A 19680-nucleotide genomic window follows, 5' to 3' on the forward strand; every position below is an offset into this window, starting at 1 on the left:
GGATGACGAGGAAGCAAAATATCCGGCACCTGACACTCCCCCAGCTGCGGGAGGTGTTTGGAGAGATGGGGGAAAAGCCGTTCAGGGCCCAGCAGGTGTACGAATGGATCTGGGCCAAGCAGGCGCCCGGGTTCGACGCCATGACCAACCTGAGCAAAAACCTCCGGGCCGGCCTGGAGGAGCGGTTTGACTTCCCCGCCGTAACCGTGGACGCGACCCAGCAAAGTACCGATGGCACGATCAAGAGCCGTTTCCGCCTGCACGACGGGTACCTGGTGGAAGGGGTCCTCATCCCAACTTCCTCCCGTCAAACCGCCTGCGTATCCTCCCAGGTAGGCTGCAGCCTCAGCTGCAAATTCTGCGCTACCGGGTTTATGGACCGCAAGCGCAACCTCGAATTCGACGAAATTTTCGACGAAGTGGCGCTCATCAACCGGCAATCCATGGAATCAGCCGGTAAAAAGCTCACCAACATCGTATACATGGGCATGGGCGAACCGCTGCTCAACTATAAAAATGTGCTGAAATCCATCGAAATGATCACCTCGCCCGACGGCCTGGCCATGAGCCCCAAAAGGATCACGGTGTCTACCGCAGGCGTCGCCAAGCAGATCAAGCAGCTGGGAGACGATAAAGTGCGCTTCAACCTCGCCCTTTCCCTCCACGCCGCCAACGATGAGAAACGCAGCGAGATCATGCCTATAAACGATTCCAACAATCTCAAAAACCTCGTGGAAGCCCTTAATTACTTCTACAAGGCCACCGAAAACGAAATCAGCTTCGAATATATCCTGTTCAAGGACTTCAACGATTCCCTCAAGGATGCAGATGAACTGATCAAAATTTACCGGCAGGTACCGGTAGACCTGGTGAATATCATCGAATACAACCCGATCGATAACGCCCGGTTCCAGAAGCCCTCGGAAGAAAAAACCACGGCTTTCATGGAGTACCTCGGTAAAAACCGCGTCAATGCCCGCCTCCGCAGAAGCCGTGGGAAGGATATCGACGCCGCCTGCGGACAGCTCGCGAACAAAGCATAAAACATACTGCAGGAATGCAGCAAACAATCATACAACATGAAACAAAGCAGACCGCCCCGCAAAGGCTTCACACCGTTCAAGGAAAATAAAAGCGGCAAACCGTCCCGCTCCGGCGACGACAAGCCCGCCGGTAAATCTTTCCGCGACAGGGATAGCAAAGAAGGCAAGCCTTTCGGCGATAAACCCAAAAGAACTTTCGGTGGCGACAAAGAAGGCAAGCCCTTCGGCGATAAACCCCGCAGATCTTTCAGCGGCGACAAGGAAGGCAAGCCTTTCGGCGATAAACCCAAAAGAACTTTCGGTGGCGACAAGGAAGGCAAACCCTTCGGCGACAAACCCCGCAGATCATTCAGCGGCGACAAGGAAGGCAAACCCTTCGGCGACAAATCCAAAAGAACCTTCGACGGCGACAAGCCCAAAAGAACCTTCGGCGATAAGGATGAAAAGTCCTTCCGCGACAAAAAAGAAGGAAAAACTTTCGATAAATCTTCCAAAACAGACGGCGACCGCGAATTCAAACCTAAAAAGGAACGCGAAGTTAAACCCGGCGACAAGCTTTTCCAGCATGCCTTCGCCGACGGCGCGCCCTTCAAGGAGCTCCGCTCCCGCAAAGGCAAACCGAAAGATCCCAAGGATATCGTGGAAGACAAATCCTTCGGCGAGATCCAGGACGAGAAATCCTACAAAGAGCTTCGTGGCGACAAGCCCCGCCCGCGTAAAAGCGAGCGCAAGGCCGCTGTTCACGGTTCCAAATCCAACAAACCCAAGAGCACCCGCAAGCGTATTGCCGTTGAGGCCCCGGTGGAAATCGAGGGCGGCGAAATGCCCCTCAACAAGTTCATCGCCCATTGCGGCATCTGCAGCCGCCGCAAGGCCGTGGATTATATCAAGGAAGGCAAGGTGACCGTAAACGGCGAAGTGATCGTGGAACCAGCTTTCAAAGTGACCGGCAAGGAAGCTGTAAAACTGAACGACAAGCGCATCCACCTGCAGAAAAACCTCGTGTATGTGCTGCTCAATAAGCCCAAAGGCTATATCACCACAACCGACGATCCCGAAGGCCGCCAGACCGTAATGGAACTGGTGGAAGACGCAGCGGAAGAGCGCCTCTACCCTGTAGGCCGCCTCGACCGGAATACTTCAGGCCTGCTGCTGCTCACCAACGACGGCGAGCTGGCGCAGAAACTGGCCCATCCGAAGCACAACGTGAAGAAAATCTACCATGTGGAGCTGGACAAACCGCTCACCAAAGCCGACTTCGACCGCATCCTGGGCGGCCTGGAGCTGGAAGACGGGATGGCTTCGGTAGACAGCCTGGCCTGGGTGGACACGAAAGATAAAAAGCAGATCGGCATTGAGATCCATAGCGGCAAAAACCGCATCGTCCGCCGGATATTCGAGCACCTCGAATACCGCGTGGAGAAGCTGGACCGCGTGATGTACGCAGGCCTCACCAAAAAGAACCTCAACCGCGGCAAATGGCGCTTCCTCAGCGAGAAGGAAGTGATCCTCCTCAAACATTTTAAATAGTGGCTGCGCAACATGCGAATTGAATCCCTCATTATATTCGAGAACGACGATTTTGTGGCGGTCAGCAAGCCTTCGGGTTTGCTGACCATCCCCGACCGGCACGATAACGAGCTGGCTTCTTTATCGGGGATGCTGAAAAAGAAATACGGGCAAATCTACACCGTTCACCGTATCGACCGCGATACCAGCGGCCTGGTGATTTTCGCCAAAAACGAAGTGATGCACAAGTTCCTGTCCCAGCTGTTTGAGTCGCGGGACGTGGAGAAATACTACCTGGGGCTGGTCAACGGCGACCTGCCGCTGCCGGAGGGCAGTGTGAACGCGGGCATTATGGAGCACCCGGTTCAGCGCGGAAAGATGGTGACAAACGCCAAGGGTCGCCCTTCCCTTACGGATTATGCCGTGGAAGAGGCTTTTGGGGTATACAGCCTGGTGAGGTTCCGCATCCACACGGGCCGTACCCACCAGATCCGTGTGCATATGAAGCACCTGGGGCATCCTATCGCGGTGGACGAGTTGTATGGCACGGCTACGCCGGTGCTGTTGTCGGCCATTAAGAAGAAGTTCCGGTTGGGAAAATTCACGGAAGAAGAGCGCCCCCTCCTGCAAAGGCTCGCCCTGCACGCCTGGAAGCTGAAATTTACCGGGCCCAACGGGGAAACCGTGGAACTGGAAGCCCCCCTTCCCAAAGACATGCAGGCCGTTCTCCAGCAATTGCGGAAACATAAAAAGGCTTAAAGACAACTAAATCAACGGTTTTACCGTTTGCTATACATTAACACCCGGATGTCGTTACATTTGGGTGTTTTCGCGTAAATTACCGTCAAACTGCTTTGCATATATGTTCAAGCTCCGGATCGCAGCTGCCGCATTCATAGGAATAGCGGCTTTCGCTGCCTGCAAAAAAAGCGGAAACCCCTCTCCCGGCGACACTAACCCGCCGCCCACCACGCCTTCCGAAGGCACCAGGCTGCAACTCAGCCTCGATTCCCTTTACCTTTTCGCGAAACAAACTTATTTGTGGTACGACGCCATCCCGGCATACGAAGCATTCAATCCCCGGCAATATGCCAGGAGTGATGAGTTTGCCAGCATGTCGGACGCGATGTTTAAGATCACCCAGCTCAAAAACGACCCGGCCACCAACAAGCCATATGAGTACCTGTCGGCTACCAGGGCCAAGTTTTCCTACGTGGAAAAAGGGAACCTGGCGCGGGGGATCAAAGCGTCGGTGGACCTGGAAGGCGACGGGAACGACCTGGGGCTTATCCTGACGATCGTCACTTTCGGTTCCGATCCCACTAAATTTTTATATGTCCGCAATGTGGAAAAGGGCTCCCCGGCCGACAAAGCCGGCCTGACCCGCGGCTGCCTCATCACGAAACTGAACGATGGCAATCCGCCCTCAGACGCGGCCGGCGCCAATGCACTCATGAACAGCGCCACGGCCAAACTGACTTTCACCAGGCCGAACGGTGGCACCACCTCCACAGTTACCCTCACCAAAGCCGCTTACAAAAGCGACCCGGTGGTGATGTGGAAAACGTTCCCGGTGCAGAACGGTAACAAAACGGGGTACCTGGCGCTGGCGCACTTTTCCCGGCAAACGGTCGCCAAGCCTTCGCTGGATGCAGCTTTCGCCCAATTCGCGACCGATGGCGTGAACGCCGTGGTGGTGGATCTCCGGTACAACGGCGGCGGATATGTATCCACGGCGGAGTACGTCACCAACCTCATCGCCCCTTCCGGGATGCAGACGAAGGTGATGTACAAGCAGGTTTACAACGAACTGGTGCGAACCGGAAAAGCCACGATTCTCAAATCCCTCCCTTACCTCGACGCCAACTACCAGCAGGTGTACCAGGGCTCGAAGGCGCTCACTTACGATGACCTCGATTTCTCTGAAAACGGGAATACTTACTTTTTCAATAAACAAGGCCCGCTGACCACGGTGAAAAAAGTCGTTTTCATCGTATCAGGCGCTACGGCATCTGCGAGTGAATTGGTTATCAATTCGTTCAAGGCATGGCCGGACAACGTGACGGTGCGCACCGTGGGTACTAAAACTTATGGCAAGCCTGTGGGCTTCTTTGCGATAGGGATCGACAAATTCACCGTATACATGGCTCAGTTCTCTAGCAAAAACGCCCTGAGCCAGGGTGATTATTATGGTGGCATGACGCCGGACATCGCTGCGCAGGACTTCATCCCCCGCGATTTCGGCGACCCGGAAGAATCCAGCCTCAAAACCGCACTCAACTGGATTAATACCGGGGCTACCTCCGGCGCCAGGATGGCTGCTCCCGTGCTCATGACCAACGGGAAAGTGGTGAATACGGATAATATGCGGATCCAGGAAGTCGGGGAAGAACGCTTCAACGGCCTGGTGGAAGACCGCCGCAAGGTAAAAGAACAATAAAATCCATAAGATTTTCCAATATCAAGAAGAGGTTGCCTTACCGGCAGCCTCTTTTTTTGTGGCGGGAGGGGCATAAAAAAACGGGGAAAAATCCCCGTTTCGTAAAATCAAAAACCAACCATTAAAAAAAGAATCAGGAGTAAAACCCTGCAACTATTTGAGTTACAGGGTTCGTGCTCCAGTATTTTTGAACTTCCTTGCCGGAAGATAGTAGCTTTCGCGCGGTGAGACGGAAGCGCCGTCCGCGGCAAAGATACGTTGTTTATTTATTCGGCTGCGGTGTTGTTCTCAGATAAGGCTTGATAATTTTGTGGCCTTTCGGGAATTTGCCCGGAATGTCTTCCGTTTTAACCGCTGCGGTAACGATCACGTCTTCGCCGTCTTTCCAGTCAGCCGGTGTAGCCACGCTATAGTTGGCGGTCAGCTGCAGGGAATCGATCACGCGGAGCACTTCATGGAAGTTGCGGCCGGTGGAAGCGGGGTAAGTGATGGTCAGCTTCACTTTCTTGTCGGGCCCGATTACGAACAGGGAGCGAACGGTGAAAGTTTCAGATGCGTTGGGGTGGATCATACCGTAGAGGTTGGCCACCGTTTTGTCTTCGTCTGCGATGATCGGGAAGTCAACGTTGCAGTTTTGCGTCTCGTTGATATCGTTGATCCAGCCTTTATGTTTATCGAGCGGGTCAACGCTGAGTGCGAGCACTTTTACGTTGCGCTTCTTGAATTCGCCATTTAAGAGGGCAGTTTTACCAAGTTCGGTGGTGCAAACAGGGGTATAATCTGCGGGGTGGGAGAAGAGAATCCCCCAGCTGTCGCCGAGGTAATCGTAAAAGTTGATTTCTCCAATGGTGGTCTTTGCCGTGAAATTGGGAGCTGTGTCCCCTAATCTTAAACTCATAACAATATCCTGTTTAAGGAATTCAAAAATAGCATTTTCCTACAATTTTAATAGACTTTATCGATATTTTTTTGCGGGTTAAGGAGATTTTAAGGAGCGGCGGTCCGGACCTGGCCTGGAGAAGGAGCCTGATCCGGACGTAAACCGGCAGGGAAAACCGGCGCCGCCCCAGGGAAAATGCGCGAGGGGCATGGAGGTATAGGGCGCAAAACAGGACAGCACCTGTGCGCTGTACGCATTCCGGCAGTTACGGGCCGGGGTACAGGGATATTTGTTGCATTCGTTTGGGATAGCAATATGGGCTTGTTGTTTCCGGGAGGGCCTGGGTTAACGGCAGCCGGGTTGCTGCGGGAAACGCTCAGAATTTCATTTTGCCTCGCGGACGGCCCCGCATAGATTATGCAGGGGCCGCCGCTTGGGTTAATCGCCCGGAAGGTGCTTACGGCCGCTCTCGAAGAAAGGCCCGCCTCCGGTGCTCACATCAGGCAAAACTGCGACGGTTGCCAATTGCAGCGCCGCCGGGTGACAACAATGGATAAAGGAACTGTCATTTCAACAGTCCGTCTGCGGGTTAACCCGGGCAATGGCGCCCGTCTGGGGTTTACATGCGGGTGAAAGGCCAGGGGACCGGCTTCGTGGTTAACAGAGCCCGCAACGTATTGCGGACTTCCAATGGACGATCAGCGGTTTAACAACAACGGATCTAAAACAAGCGGCGCATGGCTGAGACCAGCCGCCGCCGGGGTTCTTTACAACGGATGTCGGAACAACTGCAACGTCTTTTACTGATGGGTTTTGACACAGCAGCCCCTCCGGGCCGGGTAACAAGGGATGTTCAGCTCGGGCGGACCGGCCTTTTGCCGGAACCACCGCTTTCAAGGGTTCTCAAAACAACGGATAGCGGGGAATGCTTTACTTATTTTCACCTGCCTGACGGTACGCGTAATAAGCAAGGGTGTATTTCATATCATCCGCCAGATCGGCCTGCTGGCGCGCGGCATCCTCGTCGAACTCCAGCTCCAGGTAGCCCAGGTACAGCTCATAACTTTTGCCCAGCGCCTGCATGCAATGTTCCACGCCACGGGCGTAGGCTTCCGCACGCGTTACGGGCTCGGCCCGGCGGATGTAATAACAGTCGTCATTCGTATAATCCGCCCAATCCCCCCGTTGAATTCCGGGCGCTCCAGGCTGAAGGCGATATTGTCGAACAAAACGGCCTCTCCCAATTGCGCTTCAAAATCAATGATTTCGGGGATCTGTTCCATATGTTCCAGTTTCTGCACAATAGCCATTTGAACGGCTTCGCTCTTGTCTTCTATCGCACGGAGCATCGTGTTGAGCACATCGTAATTCGTCACGAAGTCGCATTTGCGCCAGCCTTCGGCCGTCTGCATATACCCCCAGCAGGTGAGGTAATGAGAGTCGTCCAGGATAATCTGTCCTACCTTGATGGCGGTGGCTTCCAGTTGGGCTGCGGTTGTTACGGATACCTTTCTCATAGTTTCGTGATTGATGACAATACAAAAGTAGAAGGGCCCTACGCAGGGGATATGCGTAGTGAAAATGTTTTATTTTTAACCCGAAAAACAACCTTACCATGCCCAAGAACAAAGACGCCCTTTCCCGTTACCGCTGGCTGGACGAGCGCCTGCGCAACAAGCGTCTCCCCAAACCCAGCCTGGACGACCTCGTGGAATTCGTGTCGGAGAAAATGGACAAAACCATCGCCGTGCGTACTATCCAGAAGGATATCGAGGATATGCGCAACGATCCCGATCTCAATTATTTCGCGCCGATTGTGTACAACCGCAGTACGCGCGTATATCAATATGAAGACGAAAACTTCTCCATCGGCAACGCGCCGATCGACGAAGCCGACCTCCAGGGGCTGGAGGTAGCCATCGGCATCCTGGAACAGTTCCGCAGCCTGCCAGTGATCCAGCGCTTCGAAGACGCGATCCTTAAAATCGCCGCCAGCGTAAAAATGAACCGGCAGGACCTCGAGAACCGCGGCCTTATCAAATTCAGCCGCGGCACACATTATAAAGGCGCAGAGCTCATCCCCGACATCGTGGACGCCATCAAGAACCTGGAAGTCATCCGCATCGCGTATCAAACCTTCGACCGCACAGCGCCCAAAGAACACTGGGTGGAGCCTTACCATCTCCGCGAATACAACCACCGCTTTTACCTCATCGGCAAAAGCCAGAAATCACGGGGAGGAACGGTGCTCACCTTTGCGCTCGACCGTATCGTTAACCACTGGCTCACCAACGATAAGTTCGACGCCAAGAATTTTGACGATGCCGACTATTTCAAAAACGCCATCGGCATTACCGTAGCCGAGGGCGATCCGGAAGAGATCATCCTTTCCTACACGCCGCTACAGGGCAAATACGTCAAGACGCAGCCGCTGCACCCTTCGCAGGAGATTATCACCGATAACGAAGAGGAATGCCGCGTGCGCCTCCGGATTGTGGTGAACCACGAGCTGGTGATGCTGATCCTCAGCAGCGGAGGGCGCGTGAAAGTCGTTCAGCCGCAGCACCTGGCCGACAGGATCCGTCAGGAAGCGACTGATATATTAAATCGTTACCAATAAAAAAACCGCCCGGTGCTTGCGCTGCCGGGCGGTTCTCATTTATATTCCGTACTGCGGTTATTTCGCGGGTTTCTGGAGGATGCTCGCGTCGATGGCGGGATTGGCCTGCACTTTGGTGATCATGATTTTTGTATCCATGGGCAATTGCTCGATAACGGAAGCATATACAAAACCGTCGTCGGTTTTCTTGAATTCGCTCATTTTCGTTTCCAGCTCCATCGTCTGCCCCTGAACGGTGGCAGAATGGATGCGCTTCACGATATAATAGCTGGCGGCGTCGATGAAATAATTTACAACGGTGCCATTTTTACGGGTAAGCTTGAATTTGTAGGCTTCTTTCCCGTCAACATTTTCTTTTCCCACCAGTTCCAGGTTATGGCCTTTGGTTTTGGCGTCGATGATTTCGCCCTGGAGGTCGAGGTCATTGCCAACGTCTTTCATATCTTCCGCACTCGCGTCTACTGGTTCGGTTTGTTGCTGGATGGGCAGGAAATACCAGCCGCCGGTAGGGGTGGCCACCTGGATGTTGTGCGTGCCCATGGCTTCAAATTCCATCCGCATGCCGGTATTGCTGATAACGGATACCTTGAAGGGGAACTCCATGCCCTGGACCGACATATTCCCTTCCGAGACCATGGCTTTTAGGGATTTCAGTTTGGCATCACCGCCCATGGCGGCCTGGTGCTTGCCGATGATTTCGTCAGCTGACTGTGCTTTCGACTGCAATGCCGCTCCGCTGAGGGCTATGGCGATGGTTAACGCGAGGATCTTTTTCATTGTTCAGGATTTTATAGATGGATGTTTAGACGTCTATTGAACACAAATGTATCTTTTCCAGGAAACTGGCAAAATCATTCACCTTGTTTTAACTGTTTTTTACGAGTTTTAACCTTATGAACGCATTGCATTTAGCGGGGATCGTGGTCGATGTTCCCGGCAGAAGAACCTTTCCCGCGGTTGTTTCCGTGGCAGACGGCAAGATCGCCGGCATAATTCCAACGGATCAGCCGGTGCCCCAACGCTACATCCTTCCCGGCTTCATCGACGCGCATGTACATGTGGAAAGCTCCATGCTGATCCCCTCCGAATTCGCCAGGATGGCGGTGGTGCATGGCACGGTAGGCAGCGTTTCCGACCCGCACGAAATCGCCAATGTCTGCGGTGAGGCAGGCGTGGAATTTATGTTGGAAAACGGGCGGCAGGTGCCTTTCCGCTTCTGCTTCGGCGCGCCTTCCTGCGTTCCCGCTACCATTTTCGAAACGGCTGGCGATGTCATCGGTCCGGATGGGGTAGACAGGCTCTTGCAAAGGCCCGATATCTATTACCTTTCTGAAATGATGAATTTCCCCGGTGTGCTGCATGGCGATCCGGAAGTGATGGCCAAGATCGCATCCGCCCGGAAATTCGGCAAACCGGTAGACGGCCATGCGCCGGGGTTGCGCGGAGAAACGGCGGCGCAATACGCTTCCGCGGGGATCAGCACCGACCACGAATGTTTCACGCTCGATGAAGCGCTGGACAAACTGGCGGCGGGCATGCACATTCTTATCCGGGAAGGGAGTGCGGCGCGCAACTTCGAAGCCCTCGAACCGCTGATCGCCACACATCACCAGCGGGTGATGTTTTGCAGCGACGACAAGCACCCCGACAACCTCGAGGAAGGGCATATCAACTTGCTGGTGAAGAGAGCGCTGGCTAAGGGGCACGATCTGTTCAACATCCTCCAGGCCGCCTGCGTCAATCCCGTGCGGCATTACGGCATTCCCGCGGGGCTCCTGCGCGCGGGGGATCCGGCTGATTTCATAATCGTCAATAATCTTTCCGATTTTACCATCCTCGAAACCTGGATCGGCGGCGTACAGGTGGCGGCGGAAGGCAATACCCTCATTGCCCCGGTGCCAGTGAAACCCATCAACCGCTTCCACTGCACCGCGAAATCCGCGCACGACTTCCGCGTTCCCGCCCCGGCGGGCGTTTCCACCGTGCAGGTCATCGAAGCGCTGGACGGCCAGCTCATCACCCATCCCCTCACCTTCCGGCTAACCGCCAAAGACGGCTTCCTGGTCAGCGACGTTTCGCAGGACGTGCTGAAAATAACGGTGGTTAACCGTTACCAGGATGCGCCGCCGGCCGTGGCATTCATCCGCAACTTCGGATTGCGCGCCGGCGCCATCGCATCCACGGTGGCGCACGACAGCCATAATATTATTTCGGTGGGCGTTGATGATGAAAGCATCCAACGTGCTGTGAACGTCCTTATCAGCGCGGAAGGCGGCATCTGTGTTATCGACGGCGGCAACGAATACATTCTTCCCTTGCCGGTGGCGGGGCTTATGAGCGCCGGCGATGGCTATGTAGCGGCGCGCCGCTACAGCCAGCTCGACAAGGCCGCGAAAGCGCTCGGCAGCAAGCTCGACGCGCCTTTCATGACGTTATCGTTCATGGCGCTGCTCGTCATCCCCCACCTGAAACTCAGTGACAGGGGGCTATTCGACGGAGATAAATTTGCATTTACGGAATTGGCCCAGGCTTAGGCTTCGCTCACCCAGAGTGCGCCGTTCACGCTATCACGCGAGGCGCCGGTTACGGAAGAGAGGATATTGGGCTGCTGGCGCCAGCGGAGTGCGCCGATGAGCGCCATCACGAGGGCTTCCTTGTAGGCGGCGGTTTGCTCGTCGGGCACAACGAGGGTGATGCCCAGCGGGTCGAGGCGCGCGTCGATGGATTCGATGAGGAAGCGGTTGAACGCACCGCCGCCCGTCACAAGCATTTGCGTGCCTTTAGTGGGGAGATTCATGCCTTTTACCGAAGCTTCGATTTGCGTGGCGATGTGATCGACATAGGTCCGTAGTTTGCCCTGCACGGAAAGCGTGTGCCTGGCGATAAGCGGCAGCACGGTATCCGTTCCGAAGTCGTTAGCGAGGGATTTAGGCGCGGGTTGCCCGTAATAAGGCAATGCGTTGAGCGCGGAAAGCAACGCCTGATCGGTGACGCCGCCGGCCGCCAATGCGCCGTTTTCGTCGTAAGCTTTGCCAAGGCCCTGTGCCAGTGCGTCGAGGACGCGGTTGGCGGGGCAGATATCGAATGCCTGGTAGTGTTCCCCGTTTTTGGCGGAGATATTGGCGATACCGCCCAGGTTGAGCAGGTAACTGAAGTCGGAGAAGAGGTATTTTTCGCCGATGGGGACGATAGGCGCGCCTTGTCCGCCGAGGGCTACGTCAACAGCCCGGAGGTCGCTGATAACGGGCAGCGTGGTAACGGCGGCGATGGTAGCGCCGCAGCCCAGCTGCGCGGTAGTGTTTTGCTCCGGTATGTGGAAGGTAGTGTGGCCGTGGGATGCGATGAAGTGAATCTTATGGTCGAGGCCATGGCGGCTGATGAATGCGTTCACCTGTTCGCCGGTAAATCGGCCATAGGCGGTGTGCAACAACTGGTAATCACGGGCGTTCAGGCTGGTAGCCTTTGCCAGGGAGGTTTTCAGCTCTTCCGAGTAGGGAATGCATTCCGCGGTGTGGATCTGGTAAGACCACTGTCCCCTCACCTCCGTCAATTCCGTATAAACCATATCCAATCCATCCAGCGAACTACCTGACATTAACCCGATTACGTGATATACCATTAGAAAAATTTTGGTAAAGATAATGGAAGGCCGGCTTTTTTTATGGAATCGGGCGGGTGATCTGCATCTGTAGGGAAACAAACCTACCCGATCATGAAACGCATTCTCCTGTTATGCGCCTGTATATTGGCGTGCGGGCAGCTCATTGCCCAGACGGTCCGGATCACCGGCAAAGTGCTCGACATCAACACCAAAGATCCCATTCAGGGTGCTACGGTCCGGATAGACGGCACCCATTTCGGTTCGCTGACAGACAGTACGGGTAAATTTATTTGTAAGGTGGCAAAGGGAAATTTCACACTGGAAGTTTCCTGGATCGGATACAATAAATTGGTGAAATCATTTTCAATGAATGATACGGCGGTGCTTATCGAGCTAACGCCTTCGGTGCAAGCGTTGCAGGAAGTAGCGGTAGTCGCATATGCTCCGCAAAAAAGAGAAAACCTTACTGCTTCCAACGTGATGATCAGGGGAGTCGCGACGGCCCCGGTGGCGGAAATGCGTTCCGATTACATTGGCACGCCCGTCAGCCGCGACGAATTCGCCGCCATCAAGGAAAACCGCTACCGGTTCGTGCAGCAGCAGCCGTTGAGTACTTTTTCTTCGGATGTCGATAAGGCGTCGTTTTCGCTGGTGCGGAATATGCTGAACATGGGAAATATTCCGGGGAAAGATGCGGTACGGGTTGAAGAATTGATTAATTATTTCGAGTATGATTACCCGCAACCTGCCGGCGACGCGCCCGTGGCGATCCAGGCCGATATGGCGCAATGCCCCTGGAACCCGGCGCACCAGTTGGTTAGGATCGGGATACAGGGAAAGACGATCCCGATAGACAACCTGCCGGCGAGCAACCTCGTTTTTCTGATCGACGTGTCTGGCTCGATGTCAGGCGCCAACCGGTTGCCGCTGGTGAAACAGGCGTTCCGGTTGCTGGTAAAGCAATTGCGCCCGCAAGACCGCGTTTCGATCGTGGTGTATGCGGGTGCGGCGGGGCTTTCCCTGCCGTCGACGCCGGGGAATAACAAGGACGCGATCCTCGGCGCCATCGACCGCCTGGAAGCGGGTGGCAGTACGGCCGGGGGCGCGGGCATCCAGCTGGCATATGCCACGGCGAAGGAACACTTTATCAAAGGCGGCAATAACCGCGTCATCCTCGCTACTGACGGCGATTTCAACGTAGGGATTTCGGATGTGGGGGAACTGGAACGCCTGATCGAAAAGGAACGCGAAGGGAATGTATACCTTTCGGTCCTGGGATTTGGCATGGGAAATTACAAAGACAACCGGCTGGAAACACTTGCGGATAAAGGAAACGGGCACTATGCCTATATCGACAATTTCGATGAAGCCCGCCGGACGTTCACGACGGAATTCGGCGGCACACTGTTCACCATCGCCAAAGACGTAAAGTTGCAGGTGGAGTTCAATCCCGCAAAGGTGCAGGCTTACCGGCTGGTTGGTTATGAGAACCGGCTGCTGGAAAACGAGGATTTCAACGACGACAAAAAAGATGCCGGGGAGATGGGGTCCGGGCATAGCGTAACGGCGCTGTACGAATTGGTGCCTCCGGGCGTGAAGCTGGAGGGGCCGAACGTGGACCCGCTGAAGTACCAGGCTACGGAAGCCCCGGTAATCCGAAGCGATGAGGTGCTGACGGTCAAGGTGCGGTATAAGCACCCCGAAGGCGGTGCCAGCAAGCTGCTGGCGCATTCGTTGAAGGGTGGTCCGCGCACTGTCGGGGAAAGCCCGGAGAGCTTCCGGTTGGCAGTGGCGGCTGCGCAATTCGGGATGTTGTTGCGGAAGAGTGAATACGCCGGGAAGTCGAGTTACGCGGGGGCTTTGGCGTTGCTTGGCGGATTGAAGGGGGCCGATGCGGAGGGGTACCGCGGGCAGCTCGTGAAAATGATTAAACAGGCGATGGCGCTGGAGGATATTGCCCGAAAGGATTAACATGTTTTTATAACAATGCCGGGCCACATCTCCCATATGACAGGGAGGTGTGGCCTACGCTTTTATGACTGCCCGAAAGGCACTGCCGGACTTTTACCAAACGGCCGTCAACACTGGAGAGAACATTTGTTATCATAGCGGAAAAAGCACCCCGGTAGCGAAAAAAATGCTATTTTGGCATGAACGCAAAACAGCAGGGTTATGATAATCAATCTGAGTGACACCAACTCACTGGTAGGCGAGTGGATGAGCGAGATAAGGGACGAGGTAATTCAGTGTGACCGGATGCGGTTCCGCCGCAACCTGGAAAGGCTGGGCGAAGTGGCCGCCTACGAGATCAGCAAAACGCTGATGTATGTGGACAAGGAAGTAGAAACACCGCTGGGCAGCGCGCATGTTCAGGTATTGAAGCATCAGCCGGTAATCGGGACCATCCTGCGGGCCGGGCTGGCGATGCACCAGGGGTTGGTCAATTATTTCGACAAGGCCGACCATGCTTTTATTTCCGCCTACCGCAAGCATAACCGCGACGGGACTTTCGAAATCAGGCTGGAATATGTTTCCTGTCCCCCGTTGGATGGGAAGGTGCTGATCCTGAGTGATCCGATGCTGGCGACGGGCGCCTCTTTGGTAAAAACCATCGAGCACCTGGGCGAGTTCGGCAAACCTGCTCATATTCATATTGTTACGGCAATTGCGTGTACCATCGGGATCGAGTACGTGCAGCGGAATGCCGATGCGAACATCAGCATTTGGGCGGGAGATATCGACGACGAGCTGACGGCCAAGGGTTATATTGTTCCCGGGCTGGGCGATGCGGGCGATCTGGCTTTCGGGGAGAAGGTGCAGCAGTAACAAAAAAGGGAAATCCGCGTTTTAAAAGCAGACACTGTTGAAGAATAATTATCCTGCGAATTGGCCTTGTCATTCACAACTAAATCTAAATCAACGCACCGCGCGATTATATAGATTTAATTTGGAATATGAAATTGATTTTCTACCTTAGCATTGTATAGTGTCCCTATCAGCCTTTAACTGACGAAGTATCGAAATGAAAAAACTACTACTCCTATTAACCATAGCCCTTTATGCATTCAGCCCTGTGAGGGCGCAGGACCCGCACTTCACGCAGTTTTTTGCGTCTCCGCTCACGCTGAACCCTGCATTTACGGGGTACTTCTCCGGCGACCTTCGTTTATCCGGCAATTACCGCAGTCAATGGCGCAGTATCGCATCGCCTTATATTACAGGCACGTTGGCGGCTGATTTTGGCATCTTGAAGAATTCCATTCCTTACACGGATACCTGGGGAGTTGGTATCCTGGCATTGTACGACAAGACTGGCGCTGGGGCACTTACGTCCAACTTCGTGGCGGCGAGTACGGCGTATCACAAAGGGCTGGATGTGGAAGGCAACCATACTTTGGGGCTGGGGGTTCAGATGGCGTTGGTACAGAAGCGGGTGGATCAGAGTAAATTGATTTTCGAGCAGCAGATCGGGGATAACGGATACGACCCTTCGCTGCCGAGTGGCGAAACGATCATGAATCCGAATATTTCTTACCTGGATTACAACGTAGGTTTGTTGTATAGCGGCCTGGTAGGTGAATCTTCGAATATCTACCTCGGCGCTTCCTATTACCATTTCACGCAACCGACAGAAACTTTCCTTGACAACAACAATAACCGCCTGAGCTATCGTTACACGGTACATGGCGGAGGATCTTTTCCTGTGAACGGCGGGAACCGCATCCACTTCAGCGCGCATTACATGCGTCAGAACCAGGCTGTAGAAACTACTATGGGCGCGGCTTACGGCTTTCTGCTCAACGATATGCCCGATGCACCCACCATTTTCTACGTGGGTTCGTGGTTCCGTCTGAAAGATGCAGTCAATCCGTATGTGGGTCTTGAGTTCAACAGCTTCAAAGTAGGCCTGAGCTACGACATGAACGTGTCTACCCTGAAGCCGGCCTCCAATTACCGCGGCGGTATGGAGATTTCTGTGATCTACATCGGCAAGAAAGGTGACAGCAACAAGAACGGCACGCTGTGCCCGAAGTTCTGATCCATTCCCGACGGGCTTTTCGCTATTATTTTCTCTTTCAGGTTTCCCACTTTGTCATCGTTTCGGCAGATTCGCATTTGCCCGGAACGAGATCGCATTTGCGGGGTTAAGCATGCTGAATGGCCAATGCTGACTTCCAGGAACAAGAAGTGTTGCAGTTAACCTGGCTACTCGTCACACGGGCTCTTTTCCCCGGCTCATCTGCAATTTGCTTGATTAGTTGGCTGGCGTTTGCTGAACGCCCGGGGTCAATGCCGACTTCGAGGTCATACAACATTAAAGTCTTCGTGGCCAGTTTACCTTCAAGACCTTTTTCCGGCTCACCACGACTCGCTTAATTAGCGGGTTCGCGACCGCCGAACTGCCGGAGCCGACGCTGTTTTTTTTAAAACTTACAGCATTAAAGTTTACTTGATCTGCTCAACGCACATACCTTTTCCATGGCTCAACTGCGACTTGTTCGATTAGCGGCCTGGCACTTACTGAACGACGGGGTCGGCACCGGCTTTCTATTGTAAGAGGTACAGAAGCCCCCTGGCCCGCTCAGCGCGCGAGCCCTTTTCCCCGGCTCACCCATTTGCTGCCGCGGATCGAAAACCGGTAAGGCAGATAGGCGTCTTCCATGGCATAGGCAACGCCAACACGGGTCCCGGCGAGAATATCCCGCGCGGGTACAGGTGCAGCGTCTTCGATCCAAATACGATTGCCCAGGAGATCCTGGCCTGTAAGCGCCGTATTGATGCCGAGGGCCTTGGATAAGCTCCCTGGGCCGGAGGTCAGTGTGAAATCGACCCTGGGCTTGCCCGTACGCTCCAGCATGACGGGAATGCCTTCCAGGGGCTCCAACGCCCGGACCAGCACCGCATGCGGAACTTCCCGCACGTTAGTCACCACATTAAAGAGATGATGGATGCCGTAACAGAGATAGACGTATGCCACGCCCCCTTCGGCAAACATGATTTCCGTCCGCCCCGTACGACGGTTATTCCAGGCATGAGATGCCCTGTCCACGGCTCCGTTATAAGCCTCGGTTTCCACAATCCGCCCAGAAGTGCGGATTCCGTCGGTTTCCGTAACCAAAACCTTCCCCAGCAAAGACTTTGCGACTTTCAGGACATTTTTTTCCAGATAAAATGCACGTTCTAGTTTAGGCATACTGAAAAATAGTACTAATTTACGTTCGACCCATCCGTTGCTTGAGCAAAAACTCCATCCATATTTTGCTACCATTCTAAAAAAGCGCAAACGTTGTTTTCACTAAGAGAAGTACTGGGAGCCATTCAGTCTTATGGTGCCGCCCATCGTTTTATCACAGCTCACCGGCTTTGGAAATGGATTATCATTCCAGGCATCGTTTACTGCCTCATGTTTGTGGCTGGTATCATTTACGTTTGGGAATATTCGGGTGTGTTCATTGATTATGTCCTCAACCTGCTGACGCTGAAAACCTGGATCGAAGAGCTGCAGAACAGTTTTGTGAATTTCCTATTCCTCCTGGTGGGGCTCGCGGTCAGGATGATTTTCCTGATCATGTATTTCTCTTTTTTAAATATCTATTCCTGATCGTGGGATCCCCTTTGTTCGCTTACCTGTCGGAGAAGACAGAAAGCATCATGCAGGGGAAAGATTTTCCGTTCAGCGCTTCGCAGTTGCTGAAAGACCTGGTGCGCGGGATCCGCCTGTCGCTCCGCAACCTCGTCTACCAGACCGCCCTCATGCTCATTCTGGCGATACTGGCGTTTGTTCCTATCCTGGGCTGGCTGACGCCATTGATCGCCATGCTCATCGAATGTTACTACTTCGGATTTTCGATGATGGATTACAGCTTCGAGCGCCACCGCTGGTCGATGCGGCAGAGCATCGCATACATCCGGCACCATAAAGGAATGGCGATGGGAAATGGCATCGTTTTCTACCTGTTCCTGTTCATTCCCGTCCTGGGCTGGCTGCTGGCGCCCTGCTACGCGGTAATCGCAGCCACCATCCACCTGCAACAGCAACGGCTGCCCATGGGTACGGAAGATTAACCACTGCTCAGTGCAGCTGAAAACCTGCGCCGGGCGGTCATCCCGCCGCACATCATGGCCAAGGAACCTGCCACGGCAGCAGCGCTTCAGCGAAGTGTTACAGCTGACAGATGACATCATGCAATACTGACAATATTTCAAAGAGCTTTCCTTTCACGCCGGCAAAGCGCCTCAACGCGTGGCGCCCGTTACTGCCTGAATTCCTATCTTTGCGGGAATCCGGCCCGCCAGTTAAAAAACGGCGCGCCTTCCAAACATTTCCGACAATGACGCAAAAGGGCAAATTATATCTCATTCCAACGGTCCTCAGTGCAGACGCGCTCTTCAGCCTGCCACCGTACATCACGGATACGGTACGGCAACTGCGCATCTTCTTCGTGGAAAACGAACGGACCGCCCGCCGGTTCCTCAAAGCCCTCGACCGCGCCATCGATATCGACTCCCTGCAGCTCCATCTCATGAACGAGCATCATCCGCCAGACACCGCACTGGCGAAGAAACTCCTGCAGGAAGGGCATTCCATCGGCGTCATCAGCGAAGCCGGATGCCCCGCCGTGGCAGACCCTGGCAACCTTGTCGTGCAAGCCGCACACCAGGTGCTGGCCACTGTGATCCCCATGGTAGGGCCGAACTCCATGCTCCTGGCACTCATGGCTTCCGGCATGAACGGCCAAAACTTCCAGTTCACAGGCTATCTGCCCGTGAAACCACCCGACCGGGCCAAAGCCATCAAAGACCTGGAAGCGCTTTCCGCTAAAAAACAGCAAACCCAGCTCTTCATAGAAGCACCCTACCGCAACAATCAACTGCTGAAAGACATCCTTCAGCACGCCGCCGACCGCACCCTGCTCTGCGTTGCCGCCGACCTCACCGCACCCAATGAATTCATCCGCACGCAAACCGTCGCGCAATGGAAAAAAGATACCACCGATTTCCATAAAAGACCAGCGATTTTTTTATTATACGCCGGATAAATGCCCGCCATCCCCGGATAATTGCAATTGAAAAGGCCCCTCTACCATCCCACAATTGCAGACCGTAATTTCGCAATCCGGATGATATCCGGATTCACAGTATATACTCCCGCCGTTTACTTTCCAGTTCGCGCGCCTCCTCCCTTTTAGCCAGAATGGCATCTATTTCTGCTATGTCAAATGGCTTGAAAACCGGCTTTTCAGCCTCCAAACCCTTGTCCTCCCGCAACCACCGCGGCATCCATTTAACCCGCTCCCACTCTTCCATTCTGCTCTTAAACCGCTCGAGCCTATAGGCTTGTATTTGCTCTTCAGTCCAATGCTTAGCGAAGAAGCGGAGCACCACATCCGCGCCATCAACGTCCGGAATTGTCCGTTCATATTTCTGCCATTTATAATCATCCCACATGAAGCGGAAAAAATCGACAAAATCCTTCAACGTCTCTTCGTAAAGTTTATACATCAAATTCATATACCAAATGAAAAATTAAACAAACTAAATACGGTACCATCGCCATCAACCCCCATACATACATATAGTTATGAT

19 protein-coding genes are annotated in these 19680 nt (G+C 54.0%); 12 read left to right on the forward strand and 7 right to left on the reverse strand.

What is annotated here, in order from left to right:
- Window positions 1-2 precede the first annotated feature (2 nt).
- The 4 genes from rlmN (at window position 3) to WJU16_RS10630 (ending at window position 4992) form a co-directional block, all read left to right on the forward strand.
- Complete coding sequence (rlmN, locus tag WJU16_RS10615; protein WP_341838291.1) at window positions 3-1043, forward strand: 23S rRNA (adenine(2503)-C(2))-methyltransferase RlmN; 1041 nt, start codon at window positions 3-5, stop codon at window positions 1041-1043.
- 36 nt (window positions 1044-1079) lie between these two features.
- The gene (locus WJU16_RS10620) at window positions 1080-2573 is read left to right on the forward strand and encodes a pseudouridine synthase (RefSeq protein ID WP_341838292.1); all 1494 of its coding nucleotides are present in this window, start codon (window positions 1080-1082) and stop codon (window positions 2571-2573) included.
- 12 nt (window positions 2574-2585) lie between these two features.
- The gene (locus tag WJU16_RS10625; RefSeq protein ID WP_341838293.1) at window positions 2586-3311 is read left to right on the forward strand and encodes an RluA family pseudouridine synthase; all 726 of its coding nucleotides are present in this window, start codon (window positions 2586-2588) and stop codon (window positions 3309-3311) included.
- Window positions 3312-3414: 103 nt separating this feature from the next.
- Window positions 3415-4992, forward strand: a complete 1578-nt coding sequence (locus WJU16_RS10630; protein ID WP_341838294.1) for a S41 family peptidase — start codon at window positions 3415-3417, stop codon at window positions 4990-4992.
- Between the two features lie 262 nt (window positions 4993-5254).
- Here WJU16_RS10630 and WJU16_RS10635 read toward each other — a convergent pair whose 3' ends face one another.
- The 3 genes from WJU16_RS10635 to WJU16_RS10645 form a co-directional block, all read right to left on the reverse strand.
- The gene (locus WJU16_RS10635; protein ID WP_341838295.1) at window positions 5255-5890 is read right to left on the reverse strand and encodes a peroxiredoxin; all 636 of its coding nucleotides are present in this window, start codon (window positions 5888-5890) and stop codon (window positions 5255-5257) included.
- A 912-nt stretch (window positions 5891-6802) separates the two neighbouring features.
- Window positions 6803-6967, reverse strand: coding sequence for a hypothetical protein (locus WJU16_RS10640; protein WP_341838296.1), 165 nt, complete (start codon window positions 6965-6967; stop codon window positions 6803-6805).
- A 26-nt stretch (window positions 6968-6993) separates the two neighbouring features.
- A complete protein-coding gene (locus WJU16_RS10645) occupies window positions 6994-7389 on the reverse strand; it encodes a hypothetical protein (protein ID WP_341838297.1) in 396 nt (131 codons plus the stop codon).
- Window positions 7390-7487: 98 nt separating this feature from the next.
- Here WJU16_RS10645 and WJU16_RS10650 point away from each other — a divergent pair, with 98 nt between their 5' ends.
- On the forward strand, window positions 7488-8492 hold the full coding sequence (locus tag WJU16_RS10650; RefSeq protein ID WP_341838298.1) for a WYL domain-containing protein: 1005 nt from the start codon (window positions 7488-7490) through the stop codon (window positions 8490-8492).
- A 57-nt stretch (window positions 8493-8549) separates the two neighbouring features.
- Here WJU16_RS10650 and WJU16_RS10655 read toward each other — a convergent pair whose 3' ends face one another.
- Entirely contained in the window at window positions 8550-9269 is a 720-nt protein-coding gene (locus WJU16_RS10655; RefSeq protein WP_341838299.1) for a hypothetical protein, read from the reverse strand.
- A 116-nt stretch (window positions 9270-9385) separates the two neighbouring features.
- Between WJU16_RS10655 and ade the strand changes: the two genes are divergently transcribed.
- On the forward strand, window positions 9386-11026 hold the full coding sequence (gene ade, locus WJU16_RS10660) for an adenine deaminase (protein WP_341838300.1): 1641 nt from the start codon (window positions 9386-9388) through the stop codon (window positions 11024-11026).
- On the opposite strand, the gene WJU16_RS10665 is transcribed toward ade, so the two are convergent.
- Window positions 11023-12111 carry an anhydro-N-acetylmuramic acid kinase gene (locus WJU16_RS10665; RefSeq protein ID WP_341838301.1) on the reverse strand — a complete coding sequence of 363 codons (1089 nt, stop codon included), beginning with the start codon at window positions 12109-12111 and terminating at the stop codon, window positions 11023-11025. The genes ade and WJU16_RS10665 overlap by 4 nt on opposite strands.
- A gap of 93 nt (window positions 12112-12204) precedes the next feature.
- Here WJU16_RS10665 and WJU16_RS10670 point away from each other — a divergent pair, with 93 nt between their 5' ends.
- The 3 genes from WJU16_RS10670 to WJU16_RS10680 all read left to right on the forward strand — a co-directional run bounded on the left by WJU16_RS10670 (window position 12205) and on the right by WJU16_RS10680 (window position 16132).
- Window positions 12205-14064, forward strand: coding sequence for a von Willebrand factor type A domain-containing protein (locus WJU16_RS10670; RefSeq protein WP_341838302.1), 1860 nt, complete (start codon window positions 12205-12207; stop codon window positions 14062-14064).
- Between the two features lie 201 nt (window positions 14065-14265).
- On the forward strand, window positions 14266-14919 hold the full coding sequence (gene upp, locus WJU16_RS10675) for a uracil phosphoribosyltransferase (RefSeq protein WP_341838303.1): 654 nt from the start codon (window positions 14266-14268) through the stop codon (window positions 14917-14919).
- A gap of 196 nt (window positions 14920-15115) precedes the next feature.
- Window positions 15116-16132, forward strand: coding sequence for a PorP/SprF family type IX secretion system membrane protein (locus tag WJU16_RS10680; RefSeq protein ID WP_298716088.1), 1017 nt, complete (start codon window positions 15116-15118; stop codon window positions 16130-16132).
- Between the two features lie 543 nt (window positions 16133-16675).
- Here WJU16_RS10680 and WJU16_RS10685 read toward each other — a convergent pair.
- Window positions 16676-17362 (reverse strand): DNA-3-methyladenine glycosylase, encoded by a 687-nt coding sequence (locus WJU16_RS10685; protein ID WP_341838657.1) that lies wholly within the window; start codon window positions 17360-17362, stop codon window positions 16676-16678.
- Between the two features lie 18 nt (window positions 17363-17380).
- Between WJU16_RS10685 and WJU16_RS10690 the strand changes: the two genes are divergently transcribed.
- From WJU16_RS10690 to WJU16_RS10700, 3 genes are all read left to right on the forward strand, one after another.
- Window positions 17381-17695 (forward strand): hypothetical protein, encoded by a 315-nt coding sequence (locus WJU16_RS10690; protein ID WP_341838304.1) that lies wholly within the window; start codon window positions 17381-17383, stop codon window positions 17693-17695.
- 2 nt (window positions 17696-17697) lie between these two features.
- A complete protein-coding gene (locus WJU16_RS10695; RefSeq protein WP_341838305.1) occupies window positions 17698-18159 on the forward strand; it encodes an EI24 domain-containing protein in 462 nt (153 codons plus the stop codon).
- 266 nt (window positions 18160-18425) lie between these two features.
- Complete coding sequence (locus WJU16_RS10700) at window positions 18426-19133, forward strand: SAM-dependent methyltransferase (RefSeq protein ID WP_341838306.1); 708 nt, start codon at window positions 18426-18428, stop codon at window positions 19131-19133.
- 94 nt (window positions 19134-19227) lie between these two features.
- On the opposite strand, the gene WJU16_RS10705 is transcribed toward WJU16_RS10700, so the two are convergent.
- Window positions 19228-19605 (reverse strand): hypothetical protein, encoded by a 378-nt coding sequence (locus WJU16_RS10705; protein WP_341838307.1) that lies wholly within the window; start codon window positions 19603-19605, stop codon window positions 19228-19230.
- Between the last annotated feature and the right edge of the window lie 75 nt (window positions 19606-19680).

Source organism: Chitinophaga pollutisoli (assembly GCF_038396755.1).
GTDB classification, from domain to species: domain Bacteria; phylum Bacteroidota; class Bacteroidia; order Chitinophagales; family Chitinophagaceae; genus Chitinophaga; species Chitinophaga pollutisoli.

Excerpts from the sequence above, each read along its gene's own strand:
- rlmN (WP_341838291.1), top strand. The coding sequence starts at position 3 with ATGACGAGGAAGCAAAATATCCGGCACCTGACACTCCCCCAGCTGCGG.
- WJU16_RS10620 (WP_341838292.1), top strand. The coding sequence starts at position 1,080 with ATGAAACAAAGCAGACCGCCCCGCAAAGGCTTCACACCGTTCAAGGAA.
- WJU16_RS10625 (WP_341838293.1), top strand. The coding sequence starts at position 2,586 with ATGCGAATTGAATCCCTCATTATATTCGAGAACGACGATTTTGTGGCG.
- WJU16_RS10630 (WP_341838294.1), top strand. The coding sequence starts at position 3,415 with ATGTTCAAGCTCCGGATCGCAGCTGCCGCATTCATAGGAATAGCGGCT.
- WJU16_RS10635 (WP_341838295.1), bottom strand. The coding sequence starts at position 5,890 with ATGAGTTTAAGATTAGGGGACACAGCTCCCAATTTCACGGCAAAGACC.
- WJU16_RS10645 (WP_341838297.1), bottom strand. The coding sequence starts at position 7,389 with ATGAGAAAGGTATCCGTAACAACCGCAGCCCAACTGGAAGCCACCGCC.
- WJU16_RS10650 (WP_341838298.1), top strand. The coding sequence starts at position 7,488 with ATGCCCAAGAACAAAGACGCCCTTTCCCGTTACCGCTGGCTGGACGAG.
- WJU16_RS10655 (WP_341838299.1), bottom strand. The coding sequence starts at position 9,269 with ATGAAAAAGATCCTCGCGTTAACCATCGCCATAGCCCTCAGCGGAGCG.
- ade (WP_341838300.1), top strand. The coding sequence starts at position 9,386 with ATGAACGCATTGCATTTAGCGGGGATCGTGGTCGATGTTCCCGGCAGA.
- WJU16_RS10665 (WP_341838301.1), bottom strand. The coding sequence starts at position 12,111 with ATGGTATATCACGTAATCGGGTTAATGTCAGGTAGTTCGCTGGATGGA.
- WJU16_RS10670 (WP_341838302.1), top strand. The coding sequence starts at position 12,205 with ATGAAACGCATTCTCCTGTTATGCGCCTGTATATTGGCGTGCGGGCAG.
- upp (WP_341838303.1), top strand. The coding sequence starts at position 14,266 with ATGATAATCAATCTGAGTGACACCAACTCACTGGTAGGCGAGTGGATG.
- WJU16_RS10680 (WP_298716088.1), top strand. The coding sequence starts at position 15,116 with ATGAAAAAACTACTACTCCTATTAACCATAGCCCTTTATGCATTCAGC.
- WJU16_RS10685 (WP_341838657.1), bottom strand. The coding sequence starts at position 17,362 with ATGGTAGCAAAATATGGATGGAGTTTTTGCTCAAGCAACGGATGGGTC.
- WJU16_RS10700 (WP_341838306.1), top strand. The coding sequence starts at position 18,426 with ATGACGCAAAAGGGCAAATTATATCTCATTCCAACGGTCCTCAGTGCA.
- WJU16_RS10705 (WP_341838307.1), bottom strand. The coding sequence starts at position 19,605 with ATGAATTTGATGTATAAACTTTACGAAGAGACGTTGAAGGATTTTGTC.